General features: G+C 57.3%; 16 protein-coding genes and 2 pseudogenes. 8 read left to right on the forward strand and 10 right to left on the reverse strand.

All coding sequences use genetic code 11. The features are described 5' to 3' along the window. The 3 genes from AACY08_RS00005 to AACY08_RS00015 form a co-directional block, all read left to right on the forward strand. Positions 1-1,310 (forward strand): RHS repeat-associated core domain-containing protein (locus AACY08_RS00005; RefSeq protein ID WP_339467196.1); only part of this gene is annotated, 1,310 nt, incomplete at its 5' end. After that, positions 1,307-1,723 carry a hypothetical protein gene (locus AACY08_RS00010; RefSeq protein WP_339467198.1) on the forward strand — a complete coding sequence of 139 codons (417 nt, stop codon included), beginning with the start codon at positions 1,307-1,309 and terminating at the stop codon, positions 1,721-1,723. The genes AACY08_RS00005 and AACY08_RS00010, both read left to right, overlap by 4 nt. Before the next feature lie 171 nt (positions 1,724-1,894). Continuing rightward, positions 1,895-2,227 carry a hypothetical protein gene (locus AACY08_RS00015; RefSeq protein ID WP_339467199.1) on the forward strand — a complete coding sequence of 111 codons (333 nt, stop codon included), beginning with the start codon at positions 1,895-1,897 and terminating at the stop codon, positions 2,225-2,227. Positions 2,228-2,255: 28 nt separating this feature from the next. On the opposite strand, the gene AACY08_RS00020 is transcribed toward AACY08_RS00015, so the two are convergent. Beyond that, a complete protein-coding gene (locus AACY08_RS00020) occupies positions 2,256-2,693 on the reverse strand; it encodes a DUF3995 domain-containing protein (RefSeq protein WP_339420450.1) in 438 nt (145 codons plus the stop codon). Between the two features lie 150 nt (positions 2,694-2,843). Here AACY08_RS00020 and AACY08_RS00025 point away from each other — a divergent pair. After that, positions 2,844-3,226: pseudogene (locus tag AACY08_RS00025) on the forward strand (DUF2946 family protein). Between the two features lie 69 nt (positions 3,227-3,295). Beyond that, positions 3,296-4,041, forward strand: a pseudogene (locus AACY08_RS00030) (TonB-dependent receptor); the annotation flags it as partial. 77 nt (positions 4,042-4,118) lie between these two features. On the opposite strand, the gene AACY08_RS00035 reads toward AACY08_RS00030, so the two are convergent. Next, positions 4,119-5,135, reverse strand: coding sequence for an ABC transporter substrate-binding protein (locus AACY08_RS00035; RefSeq protein WP_339467200.1), 1,017 nt, complete (start codon positions 5,133-5,135; stop codon positions 4,119-4,121). Positions 5,136-5,269: 134 nt separating this feature from the next. After that, the gene (locus tag AACY08_RS00040) at positions 5,270-5,719 is read right to left on the reverse strand and encodes a hypothetical protein (protein WP_050554011.1); all 450 of its coding nucleotides are present in this window, start codon (positions 5,717-5,719) and stop codon (positions 5,270-5,272) included. A gap of 417 nt (positions 5,720-6,136) precedes the next feature. Here AACY08_RS00040 and AACY08_RS00045 point away from each other — a divergent pair, with 417 nt between their 5' ends. The 3 genes from AACY08_RS00045 (at position 6,137) to AACY08_RS00055 (ending at position 7,060) form a co-directional block, all read left to right on the forward strand. After that, positions 6,137-6,376, forward strand: a complete 240-nt coding sequence (locus AACY08_RS00045; protein ID WP_339467201.1) for a hypothetical protein — start codon at positions 6,137-6,139, stop codon at positions 6,374-6,376. Positions 6,377-6,524: 148 nt separating this feature from the next. Continuing rightward, positions 6,525-6,755, forward strand: coding sequence for a hypothetical protein (locus AACY08_RS00050; RefSeq protein WP_159961506.1), 231 nt, complete (start codon positions 6,525-6,527; stop codon positions 6,753-6,755). 68 nt (positions 6,756-6,823) lie between these two features. After that, complete coding sequence (locus tag AACY08_RS00055; RefSeq protein ID WP_339467202.1) at positions 6,824-7,060, forward strand: DUF2789 domain-containing protein; 237 nt, start codon at positions 6,824-6,826, stop codon at positions 7,058-7,060. A 117-nt stretch (positions 7,061-7,177) separates the two neighbouring features. On the opposite strand, the gene AACY08_RS00060 is transcribed toward AACY08_RS00055, so the two are convergent. The 7 genes from AACY08_RS00060 to AACY08_RS00090 all read right to left on the reverse strand — a co-directional run bounded on the left by AACY08_RS00060 (position 7,178) and on the right by AACY08_RS00090 (position 14,674). Continuing rightward, the gene (locus tag AACY08_RS00060; RefSeq protein ID WP_445262012.1) at positions 7,178-8,854 is read right to left on the reverse strand and encodes a methyl-accepting chemotaxis protein; all 1,677 of its coding nucleotides are present in this window, start codon (positions 8,852-8,854) and stop codon (positions 7,178-7,180) included. Positions 8,855-8,949: 95 nt separating this feature from the next. Further along, positions 8,950-9,354 carry a TraR/DksA family transcriptional regulator gene (locus tag AACY08_RS00065; protein WP_003191666.1) on the reverse strand — a complete coding sequence of 135 codons (405 nt, stop codon included), beginning with the start codon at positions 9,352-9,354 and terminating at the stop codon, positions 8,950-8,952. A 325-nt stretch (positions 9,355-9,679) separates the two neighbouring features. Continuing rightward, positions 9,680-10,702, reverse strand: a complete 1,023-nt coding sequence (locus tag AACY08_RS00070) for an ABC transporter permease (RefSeq protein ID WP_339467205.1) — start codon at positions 10,700-10,702, stop codon at positions 9,680-9,682. 26 nt (positions 10,703-10,728) lie between these two features. Then, a complete protein-coding gene (locus AACY08_RS00075; protein ID WP_339467206.1) occupies positions 10,729-12,282 on the reverse strand; it encodes a sugar ABC transporter ATP-binding protein in 1,554 nt (517 codons plus the stop codon). Positions 12,283-12,347: 65 nt separating this feature from the next. Further along, the gene (locus AACY08_RS00080) at positions 12,348-13,283 is read right to left on the reverse strand and encodes a sugar ABC transporter substrate-binding protein (RefSeq protein WP_339420442.1); all 936 of its coding nucleotides are present in this window, start codon (positions 13,281-13,283) and stop codon (positions 12,348-12,350) included. 49 nt (positions 13,284-13,332) lie between these two features. Beyond that, positions 13,333-13,518 carry a hypothetical protein gene (locus AACY08_RS00085; protein WP_339467207.1) on the reverse strand — a complete coding sequence of 62 codons (186 nt, stop codon included), beginning with the start codon at positions 13,516-13,518 and terminating at the stop codon, positions 13,333-13,335. Positions 13,519-13,645: 127 nt separating this feature from the next. Further along, a complete protein-coding gene (locus AACY08_RS00090; protein WP_339467208.1) occupies positions 13,646-14,674 on the reverse strand; it encodes a Gfo/Idh/MocA family protein in 1,029 nt (342 codons plus the stop codon). Positions 14,675-14,704: the final 30 nt, after the last annotated feature.

Here is a 14,704-nt window from a genome sequence, read left to right on the forward strand (position 1 = left end):
TGCTCAGCAGTTACCAACACGACGACCAAGGGCGCCTGTTCAACCAAGGCATCGCCGATGCCGAAGGCACTGTTTACCGCCGCCACTACGACTACGACAAATCCGGCAACCTCACCCGCCTCCTCGATACCCGCAAAGGCGAACACCACTACCACTACGACCCGCTAAGCCGCCTCACCCGCGCCGACCACGCCCAAGGCGAGCAGGAACGTTTCGGCCACGACTCCGCCGGCAACCTGCTCATGCAAGACCGCCCCGGCCCGGACATCGTCGCCGGCAACCGCCTAATGATCCAAGGCGACCGCCACTACGACTACGACGCCTTCGGCAACCTGATCCGCGAGCGTCGCGGCAAAGGCCACCAGCTAGTCACCGAATACCGCTACGACTGCCAACACCGCCTCATCGGCCTCACCCAACCCAACGGGCAAACCGCCAGCTACCGCTACGACCCCTTCGGCCGCCGCATCAGCAAAACCGTAGACGGCATCACCACCGAGTTTTTCTGGCAAGGCGACAAACTCATCGCCGAACACCACGCGGACCGCCACCGCAGTTACCTCTACGAACCCGACAGCTTCCGTCCGTTGGCGCTGCTGGAAGGCTTCGGCCCAAAAGACACCAAGCCCTACCACTACCAACTCGACCAGCTCGGCACGCCACAGGAGCTCACCGCCCCGGATGGCGAAATTGTCTGGTCCGCGAATTACCGCGCCTACGGTGAAATCACCCGACTCGACATCAATAAAATCGACAACCCGCTGCGCTTCCAAGGCCAGTACTTTGACCAGGAAAGTGGGCTGCATTACAACCGCCATCGCTACTACAATCCGGATCTAGGTCGTTACCTGACACCCGATCCGGTGAAATTGGCGGGTGGGATCAATGCGTACAAGTACGTGCCCAATCCTACGGGGTGGATAGACCCACTAGGGTTGGCGTGCGTCCCTGGGAATTGCCCAGGACAAAGAGATAGAGCACTAGATAAAAGTCATGAAAAAAGGCCTCCAGAGGCCAGCGGCTCTTACCGGTCATCGACATACGAGCAAGCATCAAACAAAGCGTTGGAATGGTTACTTGAGAATGGCTTCCGAGCAGAGAAACCAACAATCGGAAAATTCCCTCCGCGTATAGGAGAGCCAGTAGGAATGCAGACAATTGATGGAAAAACCGGTTATCGCGTTGAACATGACGAAAGAAGTGGTGCCCACATAAATGTTTGGTCTGCCAAGAAAAAGGGACCGCACTACCTTTTTGATGCTAGTTCAAAAACCGTATTTCAAATTACTAAAAGGTTTGCAACAAAATGAACTATTTTGACGAAGAAGTCGTGGCCGACTTGAAAGCGTTCAACATAAAATTTGACATCCTCCTTGAGGAGGATCACGCATCATTAGTCAGTAAGATCAACGAAAATGTACCGTTCTCGGGGAGCAAAGTTGCTTGGAATAACTTAGAAACCAGCTTTAACTTTGGCTTCGCCTCATCAGATTTATCGATATCAAACCTAGCTAAAGAAATTCAAAAACTCACTAGCGATAATCCAATTTTCATTGGCGACTCTGCTTGTGACGAGGCTTATTCCATAAATCTAATTCACATAGAGAAGGCACTCAGAGTTTTTTCCGAAATCCCTCAACATACCTACATTGTGTCGAAATCATTGGCGTGGATTGCATGCATGTCATTTGAAGGAGACTTAGATCTCGCTAGACTGCCATAAACAAATAAACCAACTACGTGCGACCAGAATAAATCATTAGTAAAATCCTGTTCAACAAACGGCAATTACATTGCCGTATGGGACGGAACAGCCCCCAAAGTCCGGGACAAATCGGCAAAACGCAAGCAAATACAATGAAACCAACCACGTTAATAAAAAGGCACATAAAAAATGAAATTAATCTGCACACCGCTCACCTTGGAGGGCAGGTATTTATTAAATGTTGACGACTGCCCGGACTCTTTACTCGAATGCGTCGCTCTTACCCGCGAAGAGCACGAACAAATTCTTGAGTCAGGCGCACTAGAAGCGATAAACACCACGCTTGGAAAAATAATTGACGACTACGGAGACGAAGCCATCCACAACATTGAGGACCTCACCAAAACCTTATCGATCCTCAAGAAATATCTGACGCTCGAAAACTCACCTACGACAAGAAAATTAATCGATCTAAACATCCTTGCGATCAAAAACCGAACTGGTCTCTTTTTCTTCTTCTAGCTTATTAAAAAATCTGCATTAGTCCCTGTCACCCCCACGCCACCACCAACAACCCCACCCCCAACACCAAACACAACGGCGAATAAAAATACGTATCCAACCTCGCAAACCTCGACCCGCCGACTTTCTTGAAAAACCCCACCAATTCCGAATCCCCAATCGCCCTGGCAAACATTACCAAGGCAATCGCACTGATCCCCCACTGCAACGCCCCATGGGATACCGCCGAAAAGTACAACCCCGCCCGCAGGCACACCATCAGCGCAATCGCCACCAATCCCATGGCGACCAGAAACGTGGCGAGCGCCGAGGGCTTGAACGCAGGCTTGGGTCCGCTGGCGAATTCTCCGGGCAGTTGGGGGATGGCGGCTAAGAAGCCGAGTTTGCCGCCGGCAGCCCAGTACAGATGCACCATGCTGATGAATGTAAAAACGCCGACAATCCATCGTGCGACTACGAAGCTCATGACTGGCTCTCCCTGACAAGGTCCGAATCAGGATAGCCCCCCTGAGATTTTCTGCAGGCATTTCGTCGGCGGCTGACGGTAAAGTGCCGCCCCATGAAACTTACCCGTGCCGACCGTTCGATCATCGCCTGAACGTTCTATTGCTGCGTCCTGTTCAATGTGTTCGCCTGCAGTATCGGTCATGGGCAGATGGTCGGGATGCAGCTCAATGGCATCGGCGGCCAGTTCTGTACAGTGGACCCGCGCACCCAGGCGCCCAAGCCGTCCAACTCCACTGAGGAGAACCTGCCCACGCTGTCCAAGGCGTTTGGCTGTCCGCTGTGTTCCACTGGCGGTATGGGCCCGGCGGGGAGTTCCAACCTGAATGTGGCGGTGTTGCCACAGCACCATGCGCCACCGCCAGCTATCGTCCTGGCTGCTGACACCCTGCCCGCTGTTCAACGGGATCAACGTCGCCGACGGCCGCTACGAGCAGCGCACGATCTGGGCGCGCTCGATCATCGACTACCGCATCAACGACAACACCACCCTGAAAAACACCCTGTACGACTTGGACAGCCAACGCGATTACCGCAACCTGGAGACCTCTACGACATCCCGCGAACCCTCGGCACTTCAAACGCAACTGGGAACCGGTGACCGGCCGCGCAGGCCTGACCTATCAATTCATCCCATCGGCCAACGTGTACGTGCAATACAGCACCGCCGCCGAGCAGCCAAGCACCCCCACACAAGTGTTTGATGTCTCGACAGGTAAGCAGTGGGAAGTGGGCAGCAAGTTCGACTATCTGGACGGCCGTGGCTCGGCCACCATGGCCGCCCACAAGATCGAGCGCAACGACTTTGCCGTGACCGATCCGCAGGATCCCACCCGCAACATCCCGGTCGGCGCGCAGTCATCCAGGGGCATCGAGCTGGCCAGTTCCTTGCGCATCACGCCAAGCCTGCTGGCGGAGGGCAACTTCGCCTGGGTCGATGCCGAGTACGAGGAGTTCAACGAGAAAATTGCCAGTGGCGCGGTGGTCTCGCGCAAGGGCAACACACCGACCAACGTCCCCACGCGCTTAGGTAACCTGTGGCTGACTTATGATTTTGCCGAGGATTGGCAAGGGGCTGTGGATGCGCCGTATGTGGCTGAGGTGTATGCGGATAATACCAATACGCAAACGGTGCCGGCCTATACGCTGTTCGGGACTTTCCTGCGCTATAAGGTCGACACGCATACCTCAGTGACGGGCCGGGTGCGCAACTTAACGAATGAGATGTATGCCGAGTTTGCCCATGTGTCGCCGGCGTATTATCTGGGGCGCCGAGAACCTTCGAGCTGGCAGTACAAACCAGGTTCTAAACCTGCAATGCAATCGAATGTGGGAACGGGCTTGCTCGCTCCCACATTTTGATCTCCATTCGCCAGCGAGATCGAGGTTACTTCAGGCTCGCCTCAACCTTCTGCGCCACATCCTCCGTCAACCAAGCCTTCCACACTTGCGGATGCTCCTTGAGAAATGCCTGGGCCACCTCTCGTGGCGCTGTGTGATTTTCACTCATGGTCGCCAAGGCTTTATTCAGCGGCTCGATCGGAAACTCAACTTTCTCAAAGAACTGCGCAATCTGCGGATGGGCCTTCTGGAACGGCGCAGACACCCCGATACTCAACTTGGACGCCAACGAGCGCGTGGGCTTCGGATCAGGATTATCCGCATCCGTCAGGGTCTTCCAGGCCTCGGCATCGAAGGGCGGTTCCTCCAGTTGGATCAACTTGTAGCGCCCCATCAACGGCGTCGGCGACCAGTAGTAGAACAACACTGGCTTGCCCCGGCGGATTGACGAGGCAATCTCGGCATCCAGTGCCGCGCCTGAGCCGCTGCGGAAGTTCACGTAGCTGTCATCCAGACCGTAGGCCTTGAGCTTCTGTTTGTTGACCACTTCCGAGGTCCAGCCGATAGGGCTGTTGAGAAAGCGGCCCTTGCCTGGGGATTCCGGGTCCTTGAACACATCCTTGTAGCGCGCCAGGTCCTTTACGCTCTTGAGGTCCGGCGCCAGTGGCTTGATGCCTTTGGCGGGATCACCCTTGACCACGTATTCCGGCACCCACCAGCCTTCGGTTGCGCCTTTGACCGTGTCCCCGAGACCAACCACCTTGCCTTCGGCCTCCGCCTTGACCCACACAGGGCTGCGGCCGGCCCACTCTTCGCCGATCACCTGGATGTCGTTCTTGGCCAGGGCGGTTTCCAGGGTGATGGTAGTGCCGGGCAAGGTGTCGGTGGGTAAGTCGTAACCCTTCTCGACAATTACCCGCAGCACTTCGGTGATCAGGCTGCCGCTTTCCCAGTTCAGGTCGGCAAAATGTATCGGCGCCTCAGCGGCGCGCACCGGCAATGTGGCCATTGACAGCCCTAGGGTCGTCAGGGACGCAGCCAACAGCGTTCTCAATCCTTTCATGCCTCAGCACCTCGCGATATCGCAGCCAATAGCGGAAGGCTTTGCTGCGTATGCGCGAAGCCTCTGAACAAGTAAGTCAACTCAACTGTAGTAGAGGTTCCGGGAGATAACGGGTGTTCGCGCTTTTTTGCTGATTATTCACTGGCCTTGAACGTGACCAGCTCACCCTTGCGCCATTTGGCAGCCTTGCCGGTCACGGCCTTGAGGGTTTTGGTCAGGCCTTCCTGCAGTTGCTCATTGGCGGCAAACACTAGCATCACGCTGTGGCCTTCCTTGAACACGATGCCCTGGCCTTCGGCCGAGGACACGAAGGCGTAGTCGCCCAAGCCATAGACGGTCAGCTTGATGTCGCGGAACTTCAATTCGAACTTGCCACCCTCACGACTGGGCAATACCGCCGCACGGAAGTGATCGCCGACTTTGAGTTCCAGGCGAGGTTTGTCGTCCACCACCATCGCCGCCTCAGTGTCGATTTCGGCGATGTAGATACCTTCCGGCGTCTGCTCGGTGATGTAAACGAAACGGGATTGAAACTGTTTGACCAACTTTGCGCGCAAATCACCCAGCACGAACAACGCGTGCATATCCAGATTACTGACTGCCAAGGAAACGCCCCCACATCGAAAAGAGCGCTGTCCGCCAGAGCGGACAGCACAAAAAAACGGCCTTCACGGCACGACCACATCACTCAGTCTTTGAAAAAAACTGAAGAAGATCCCGCTGTCACGTCACAAGACTAGTACAGACGCACGTGATGGACCTTGTGCAAGGTCATCAGGCACCACAGGAGATCACAGGTTCAACGGCCCGAGAATACGGGCCGACCAACTTCAGAGAATAACCCAATTAAAAATGCAGTTTTCCGACACGCAAACTCAAATAAACACACTGCCATGGAACCGGGCGCTGGTCGCCTACGACAATACTAAAACAGCAACACCGATGAAAACCACCTACAACGCTGCAATCAAGTCGTCCGGATCGATCGAAAGGAGCAGGCCATGCAACGATCAACCTACAACGCGATGTCTTCGCCCCCCCGTTCATACTCTCAGGACGAGGCTCAATACTACCGCTTGAACGGCTTTGAAGGGTACTCGGATTCAATTCTTTACCAAGTCGTACCCGCCGGCAGAAACTTCTTCCACATCCGCGAAGTGCTCAGCGGTCGAATCAAAGGCTTTCACAGCGACCATGTCAAGGCCTGTGAGCTGGCCAAGAAACTTGAAGCCATGTTGTAAGCGCACCCACGGAGCAATCGTTTCGTCAGCCCGCTAACTTAACTGCGCCGCCGACCCGCAACAACTGCCATACTGGCCCGTCCACTGAAGTTTGTGCCCACCCGGGCCAGGTTTCTCCAGTGCAGTTATCTCCAAGGGAAGGCTCTACGTGACGGAATTTGATATCGGCGAATTTTTCATCCATGGCGACGTAAGGGAAGTAGACGGTGAGTTTCAAGCAGTGATCATCATGCGGGCCAAGCCACCGCTGACCACTGTCACCACCCACCAGGTCGAAAAAGACCGCTGGTTCAAAACCGTCGACGCCGCCGCCATCGCAGCAAAGGACGCCGCCAAAGCGTTAAAAACCGCCGTAGATTCTGGTGCCCTGAATTCCTGACAATCCGATAGAACTCTACTGCGTCACAACCCTCCCATGCATAACGACCACCCTGCATGGAGAACGATATGGACGCGCCAATCCCTACCCTTGAAACCCTGTTTGACCAATTGGGCCTGGATTCAGCCCCAGACGCTATCGACGCCTTTATCGCCGCGCACCCTTTGCCTGACGACGTGAAATTGGTCGATGCGCCTTTCTGGTCCGCACAACAAGCAAGTTTTCTCAAGGAAGAGCTGCGCGAAGACGCCGAATGGGCGATCGCGGTGGACGAACTGAACCAACGCCTGCATCAACCGCACTGACGGTAGATATCTACTCACGTTCAAAGGCTGAAAATTCCCCTGTAATGAGCGGGCTTGTCCCGCTCATTACAACGATGTGTCGATGCCTATGCCCATTCCGGAAAAACCCACGTCACGTTAACGCTTCACAGCCTCGGGTCTATAGCCAAGGCGCAGACCACCCCAATGCCTGCCCTTGACGACGATCGGCACCGATAGGTCGTGCATCAGCTCACCGGTATCGCGGGTGTAAGTCTGCAACAAAACCGCCTGTTGATGGCTGCCACAGCGGATCCCGGTGCGGTCTTCAAACTTGCGCTTGGTGCGGTTCTGCACTGCATCCACCTGCACATCGCCGGTCAATGCCTGGGAAAACGCCTTGTTGTGCGTCGGCACGTAGCCCTGGGGCGTGCAGGCAATGGCGAACACCAACCCTTCATGCCTCGGCAGCAGATCTTCCTGGATCGCCGGCAACACCTGATCGGTATAACCGTCAAACCGGGTGTGGTACTTGCTTGGGCTGGTATTGGCAATCGGCGTGTAGCTGCGGTCGAATAGGTCATCCAGGCTGATGCGGTTCTGTAGCACGTCGGCCTCGAATTGCGCGGCAATTCGGCTGGCGCCTTCACGGGCCAAGTCGTAGATACGCTGGTGATAGTCATCCAGGCCGACTTGCGCCAAGCGTTCACTGATGGTTTCGGCTTGGCCTTCCATTTGCACGGCGGCGTCGGCCAGTTGGCGGGTTTGCTGATCGCTGACCGCCAGGTCGCTGCGCATTTGTTCCACGGCATGGAACAGGCTGTCGAGCTGGGTGCGGTTGGTGTCGGCGCCCTCGGCGATTTCATTCACCTGGCCTTCGACATCCGCCGCCAGGCTGGCGATGCTATGCAGTTGCTCACCGGCGCGCTCCACTTGCTCCACACCCGTGTGCAAGTCTGCCGAGAGCTGGCGAATCTGCTCCACCACCTGAGCCGTGCGTTGCTGGATATCGGCCACCATCACCCCAACCTCATCAGTGGCTGTAGCCGTACGACCTGCCAGCCCGCGCACCTCATCCGCCACGACTGCAAACCCCCGACCATGCTCACCGGCTCGCGCCGCCTCAATCGCTGCATTGAGCGCCAACAGGTTAGTCTGGCTGGCGATGGACTGGATCACCAAGGTCACCCGCTGGATTTCCTCACTGCGCTGGCTCAAGGCTTCGATCAGTTCACGACTGGCATTGGCGCGCTGGCTGAGCTGGTGCATGCGGGTGATCGACTGGGCCAGCACTTCGTGGCCTTCGGTGCTGCGTTGATGGGCCTGGCTGGCGGCCCCGAGGGCCTCGCGGCTGAGCTGGGAGGTGACCTTTTCGGTGCCAATCATCACCTCGGCACTGCTGACAATCTGCTTGGCTGCACTCAACTGAGACTGCAAGCGAGCCGCCAGTTGCTTGACCGAATAGGCCACGCCGGCAGCGGAGAGTGCGTTATGGCTGGTGGTATAGGACAGGTCGCGAGTCAACTCACCCATCGCATCGACAGCCTCGCAAGACGTAACAACGGGTGTGCGACGTGTCAGGCGAGGCAGCCAGATGACCAGCACGGCCAGTGGCAGGCAGACGTACAGCGGAAGGCTGGCAAATGCCAGTCCCAACAGTATCAGCACCAGGGCGATGCTCTGCGTAAGCTGCGTCAACCAGGCGGCCAACCCGCGCACTACCGATTGCGGCGCCACTGCTGCGCCCGTCAGAGATCCATCCCCAGCCATCTTCGTCACCCCACTGCTTATCGTTATTGTCGCTGCATTAAACGCCACTATCGGGCCATTATCCATGGGCCTTTAGTGGGGTAGCTTGCAACAGATCAATACACGGGGGTGTAACGAGTCTTTCCCTGGGGGACCGCTTAGCGCCCCCCAGCTTCACCGCATCAGGCTTGGCGCTGGTGCTTATCGATCTGCTCGTGGCGCTCTTGCGCTTCGATGCAGTACTTGGTGGTAGGGCTGATCAGCAACCTCTTGAGGCCAATAGGCTCGCCGCTGTCATCGCACCAGCCAAAGGAATCTTCCTTGATGCGTTCCAGTGCACGCTCAAGCTGCGGCAGCATGCGCTGGTCGCGGTCGATGGCGTTCACCAGCCAGGTGCGCTCTTCTTCAACGGAAGCGGCGTCGGCAGGGTCGGCCGGGGTGTCCAGGCTTTCAATGGCGATACGGTTCTGTTCGATGCGCTCGTGGTGCTCCACTTTCATGTCTTGCAGCAACTTCTCGAAAAAAGCGTGCTGTTCGGCATTCATGTAGTCATCCGCCGGCATGGCCAGCAACTTTTCCTTTGTCATTGATTTCTCTATAAAAAATACGTGCATTAAGGCGAATAAGGGAGCGTTCCGGCCGACCTCTGCAGGTCTCGGAAAGGCGCTGTCCATTTCAAGCGCCACCCGGCACTCAATTTACGAGGGGCGGCAGTCTAAGGCCGACTTGAGGGCACAGCAACTGAAAAGACAGGCAATTTTTCCGAGATAACCCCCAAAAGCACCAGGACGGGCTCGGCGAATGGTTATCGGAGTGCGTTTATAGCAGGAAAGTTCGTGGAACAGCTATAAGCTGCAAGCTGCAAGCGACAAGCTGTAAAGCTAATCAAACTTGCAGCTTGCAGCTTGCAGCTCAACGCTTACGCTGCTTCTTATTGCGGTATTGGTCGATCACCACCGCCACCACAATGATCAGGCCCTTGATGATGTCCTGGATGTACGCATCCACCCCGACAAACGTAAACCCGCTGGCCATCACCCCCAGAATCAGTGCGCCGATCACGGTCCCCGTGATGCGCCCTACTCCGCCCGCCAGGCTGGTGCCGCCGATCACCGCGGCGGCAATCGCATCCAGCTCGTAGGACATGCCCATACCGGCCTGGCCGGTCGCAGCCCGTGCCGAGGCCACCACACCGGCCAGGCCCGCCAGGAGCCCGGCGATGCTGTAGACGATGATCAAGTGGCGCTTGACGTTGATCCCCGACGTACGCGCCGCCTGCATGTTGCCGCCGATGGCGTAGGTGTACTTGCCGTACTTGGTGTAGCGCAGGGCGATATGGAAGATCACAGCCACCACCAGGAAGATGATCACTGGCATCGCGCCATGGCCGATGGCCGTGTACGAGTCCGAGAGCATGCTCACCGGTTGGCCTTCGGTGTAGTAACGCGCCACGCCACGGGCAGAGACCATCATGCCGAGGGTGGCAATAAAGGGCGGGATACCGGTAACGGCAATGATACTGCCGTTGATCGCCCCTGCCAGCAGCCCGACGCCAAGCCCCATCGCCACCGGAATCCACACCGGCAAATCGGTCAGACTGGGAAATACCGCCCTTGAAAAATCAGAGGTTTGCGCCAAACTGGCAGCGATCATCGCCGACAATGCCAATACTGAGCCCGAGGACAGGTCGATACCGGTGGTGATGATCACCTGGGTCACACCGATGGCGAGCAGGCCGATGATCGACACTTGCAGGATCATCAGCACCAGGCGCTGGGAGTTCATCAGGAAGCTCTGGTCACGCACGATCCAGCCGAACACTTCAAACACCAGGCCGATGCCGATCAGCACCAGGAAGATGCTCAGCTCGGTGGGCACGCGTCGACGACTTTTGGTTGGCACCGTCGAGGGTTTGTTATCCGTTATTGCATTCATAGCCCATCACCTTTTTATTCTGTACGTCAGTGGACTACCGTCATCCCGGAGGCCAACTGCATGACTTTTTCCTGGGTCGCTTCGCTGCGGTCCAAGGTGCCCATCAAATCACCTTCGTGCATCACCATGACCCGGTCGCTCATGCCCAGGACTTCAGGCAGCTCGGAAGAAATCATGATCACCGCCATGCCTTCGCTGGCGAGGAAGGAGATCAACCGATAGATCTCCGCCTTGGCGCCCACATCAATGCCCCGCGTCGGTTCATCAAGGATCAGCAGGCGCGGGTTGGTCATCAGCCAGCGCGCCAGCAAGGCCTTCTGCTGGTTGCCGCCGGACAAGGTGTCGATGCATTGCTCAAGGGACGGGGTTTTCACCCGCAGCTTCTTGCACATGTCTTCGCACAGCGCACGCAGGGCCTTCTGCTGGATAAAACCGTTGCCCGAGTAGTGCGGCAGCACGGCCATTTCCATGTTTTCCAACACGGAAAGGCAGGGGAACAGGCCACTGAGCTTGCGGTCTTCGGTCAACAGAGCAAAGCCCTTCTCAATGGCCATGTGCGGATCGGTAATGCGCACCGCCTTGCCGTCCAGACTGATCTGGCCGCTGCTGCTAGGGGTGATGCCAAAAATGGTTTCTGCCACGTTGGTGCGGCCCGAGCCCATCAACCCGGCAATGCCGAGGATCTCGCCGGCGTGCAGGTCAAACGAAACGTCCTTGAATACGCCGTCCAGCGTCAAGTTGCGCACCGACAGCAACAGGTCACCGATGGGCGTCTCGCGCACCGGAAACAGCTGGCTCAGCTCACGGCCGACCATCATCGAAATCAGGCTGTCGCTGTTCATGCTGTCGGCGCGTTGCAGGCCTACGTACTGGCCGTCGCGGAACACCGCCACTTCATCGGCGATGGCGAATACTTCATTCATTTTATGGGTGATGTAGACGATGCCTTTGCCCTGGGACTTGAGGTCGGCAATGATCGAAAACAAGTGGGCCACTTCCTTGTCGGTAATGGCCGATGTCGGTTCATCCATGATCAGGATGTCGGAGTCGTAGGACACGGCCTTGGCAATCTCGACCATCTGTCGCTCGGCGATGCTCAGGTTGCCCACCTGTTCCTCGGGGTCGAGGTTGATGCGCAAGCGCGCCAGCAACTCGGCGGTGCAACGGTGCATTTCGCGGTGGTTGACCATGTGCAGGCTGTTGAGCTGCTCGCGGCCGATCCAGATATTCTCGGCGATGCTCATGTGCGGCATCAGGTTGAGTTCCTGGTGGATCATCGCGATCCCGGCCTTCTGAGCCGCCAGGGGTGTTTCAAACACGATCGGTTTGCCGCGCAGGCGAATTTCTCCGGCGTCGGGCTGGTAGATGCCAGCGATGATTTTCATCAACGTCGACTTGCCTGCTCCGTTCTCGCCCATCAGCGCCAGTACGGTACCGGGGCGCACGCGCAGCTGTACATCGGCCAGGGCCACGACACCGGGAAAGCCTTTGCTGATATTCACGATTTCCAGCAGGTAGGGTTCTTCCAACAGCTGGGGTTGGATACCGGGAGGCTGCGAGACAACGGCTTGAGCGAGCATAGAAAGGTACTCCATCGGCAAGGCGGGCACGACCGCCCTGCCGGCTTATTGTTGTTATGTCAGGGCTACTTGAACTGGGCGACGTTGTCCGGCGTGATCAGTTGGAACGGGATGATCACGTTCTGCTCGACCGGCTCCTTCTTGACCATCTTGCGCGCCGCTTCCACCGAGCCCACCGCCTGACCCTTGGCGTCCTGGAACGCCGATGCCGCCATATCACCCTTGGTGATCGCGTTCAAACCGTCCGGCGTACCGTCGACACCCGCGATCAACACGCTGCCCGGCTTGATACCCGCCGACTTCAGGGCCATGGACGCGCCAATCGCCATCTCATCGTTGTTGGCCAGCACCGCGTTGAATTCGCGGCCTTGGGTCAGCCAGTCGTTGACCAGGGTCATGCCCTTGTCGCGCAGCCAGATGCCGGTCTGTTCCTGCTCGATCTTGATGTCCGGGTACTTGGCCAGGACTTCCTTCACGCCCTTGGTGCGGTTGGTGGTGGCGTTGTTCGCCAGGTCACCCAGCAAGATCACAATCTTGCCTTTGCCGCCGAGCTTTTCAGCGATGTATTGCATTTGCAGGCGGCCGGCCTCGGTGTCATCGGAGACCACCACGGCGACACCCTTGGGCAAATCTTTCTGGTCAGGACGGCGGTTGACGAACACCAGCGGAATGCCCGCCTTGGTGGCGGCATTGATGATGTTCTTGGTCGAAGCGGTATCCACCGGGTTGACGATGATGGCATCGACTTTCTGGCTGATAAAATTCTCGATCTGGCTCAACTGCTTGACCACGTCGGCACGCGCGTCTTCGAACTGTAATTGCACGCCGTCACCCTCGGGGTAGGACTTGGCTTGCTTGTCCATGTCCTCGCGCAGGTAGGTCAGGAAGGTGTCATCGAAGGCGGACATGCTCACGCCCACCTTGATATCGGCGGCACTGGCAAAACCACTCGCCAGCATCATGGACAAGGCCAGCGCGGTAAAACGGATCGGGGTCTTCATGAACGGTCTGTCTCCACATTATTGTTGGTTTTGTTGGACGTTACGTTGATCAGAGCGGGGCTTGCGAATGGGGCAGTCGAACCAGCGGTGCGCCTGGAATGCAGCAGACCAGCGCGCCCTTGTTTTCGACGCAGAGCACATTAAGGAAGGAGAAGTAGAACGGCCGGCCGCGGGGCAGACCGCGTGGCGCTAGGACAGGGCGTAAAACTCGCAGTACAGCGTTGAAGATTTTCATCTGACGGTACCTGGTTGTTTTTGATCTTGTTTTTGTTGAGTCGTGCAGATCGAGTCCGAACGTACTATTTGCAACCTGGAAAAGACTTTATTGGAAAAAATTTTCCATATCAACCTGTTTTAGAATTTTATTCTATTTTTGTTGAGACCACCTGCTGGCGCTCGGCGCTCAGGCGTGCAGCGTCCAATATACGGGTGGTTTCCAGCGCATCATAGGCATCCACCGGCAGCGGCCCCTGCCCTTGCACGGCCAATTGCAACTGTCGATAGAACTGCATCCAACAGCCCTTTTCCGACGGCACCCGCTCGCGGTCCGGGCCTTGTTCGAACCAGCCCCAGCGGCGGTGTTCTTCAGCGCCCCAATGCTCACCTTCGGTCTTCGGCGACTTGCCGGCCATCAGCGCTTCTTCCTGGCCGTCCAAGCCTTCGACGGTGTAGCAGCCAGAGGTGCCACTGACGCGAAAGCGCGGCGCCTGGCTGTTTTGCAGGGCATTGCCCCACAGATGTGAAATCACACCGTTGGCGTGGGTCAGGGACACAAAAAAACCGTGGTCCACAGTAGGGTGTTCGGCGGTGTATTGCAGTTGCGCGAACACCCGATCTACCGGGCCGAACAGTTGCAGGGCCTGGTCGACCACGTGGCTGCCCAGGTCGCGCAGCCAACCACCGCCGCTGGCGTTACCTACGGCTTGCGGGCTGTAGCGTTCCACGCGGGATTCGAAACGAGTGATCTTGCCCAAGGCGCCGCCGTCGATGAGTTTGCGCAGGGTCAGGTAATCCGAGTCCCAGCGCCGGTTCTGGTAGACGCTGAGCAGCGAGCCTTGGCGTTCGGCCGCGGTGATCAGCGCCTGGGCCTGTTCGGCGTTGGCGGCGAAGGGCTTGTCGCTGACCACGGTTACACCGTGTTCGATGGCTTCCAGCACCAGGGCTGGGCGGCCTTTAAGGGTGGTGGAGATGACCAAGGCGTCGACGCCGGCTTCGACGATTTGGCCGATGTTGTCAAAAGCCCTGACACCAGGGTGGTCGGTTGCCAGTTGCTGGCGGCGTTCGGGTGAGCGAGTCACCACGCCGACGAACGTCGCGCCTGGCAGGGTTGCAATCAGCGGCGCATGAAAGAAGCGCCCTCCATGGCCGTAGCCGACTAGACCGATTCGCATGCATACACTCCTTACTTGAAGTGGAAACCC

This window comes from Pseudomonas sp. EL_65y_Pfl1_R83, assembly GCF_963970695.1.
GTDB classification, from domain to species: Bacteria; Pseudomonadota; Gammaproteobacteria; order Pseudomonadales; family Pseudomonadaceae; genus Aquipseudomonas; species Aquipseudomonas tritici.

Excerpts from the sequence above, each read along its gene's own strand:
- AACY08_RS00010 (WP_339467198.1), top strand. The coding sequence starts at position 1,307 with ATGAACTATTTTGACGAAGAAGTCGTGGCCGACTTGAAAGCGTTCAAC.
- AACY08_RS00015 (WP_339467199.1), top strand. The coding sequence starts at position 1,895 with ATGAAATTAATCTGCACACCGCTCACCTTGGAGGGCAGGTATTTATTA.
- AACY08_RS00020 (WP_339420450.1), bottom strand. The coding sequence starts at position 2,693 with ATGAGCTTCGTAGTCGCACGATGGATTGTCGGCGTTTTTACATTCATC.
- AACY08_RS00035 (WP_339467200.1), bottom strand. The coding sequence starts at position 5,135 with ATGAAAGGATTGAGAACGCTGTTGGCTGCGTCCCTGACGACCCTAGGG.
- AACY08_RS00040 (WP_050554011.1), bottom strand. The coding sequence starts at position 5,719 with ATGCACGCGTTGTTCGTGCTGGGTGATTTGCGCGCAAAGTTGGTCAAA.
- AACY08_RS00045 (WP_339467201.1), top strand. The coding sequence starts at position 6,137 with ATGCAACGATCAACCTACAACGCGATGTCTTCGCCCCCCCGTTCATAC.
- AACY08_RS00055 (WP_339467202.1), top strand. The coding sequence starts at position 6,824 with ATGGACGCGCCAATCCCTACCCTTGAAACCCTGTTTGACCAATTGGGC.
- AACY08_RS00060 (WP_445262012.1), bottom strand. The coding sequence starts at position 8,854 with ATGGATAATGGCCCGATAGTGGCGTTTAATGCAGCGACAATAACGATA.
- AACY08_RS00065 (WP_003191666.1), bottom strand. The coding sequence starts at position 9,354 with ATGACAAAGGAAAAGTTGCTGGCCATGCCGGCGGATGACTACATGAAT.
- AACY08_RS00070 (WP_339467205.1), bottom strand. The coding sequence starts at position 10,702 with ATGAATGCAATAACGGATAACAAACCCTCGACGGTGCCAACCAAAAGT.
- AACY08_RS00075 (WP_339467206.1), bottom strand. The coding sequence starts at position 12,282 with ATGCTCGCTCAAGCCGTTGTCTCGCAGCCTCCCGGTATCCAACCCCAG.
- AACY08_RS00080 (WP_339420442.1), bottom strand. The coding sequence starts at position 13,283 with ATGAAGACCCCGATCCGTTTTACCGCGCTGGCCTTGTCCATGATGCTG.
- AACY08_RS00085 (WP_339467207.1), bottom strand. The coding sequence starts at position 13,518 with ATGAAAATCTTCAACGCTGTACTGCGAGTTTTACGCCCTGTCCTAGCG.
- AACY08_RS00090 (WP_339467208.1), bottom strand. The coding sequence starts at position 14,674 with ATGCGAATCGGTCTAGTCGGCTACGGCCATGGAGGGCGCTTCTTTCAT.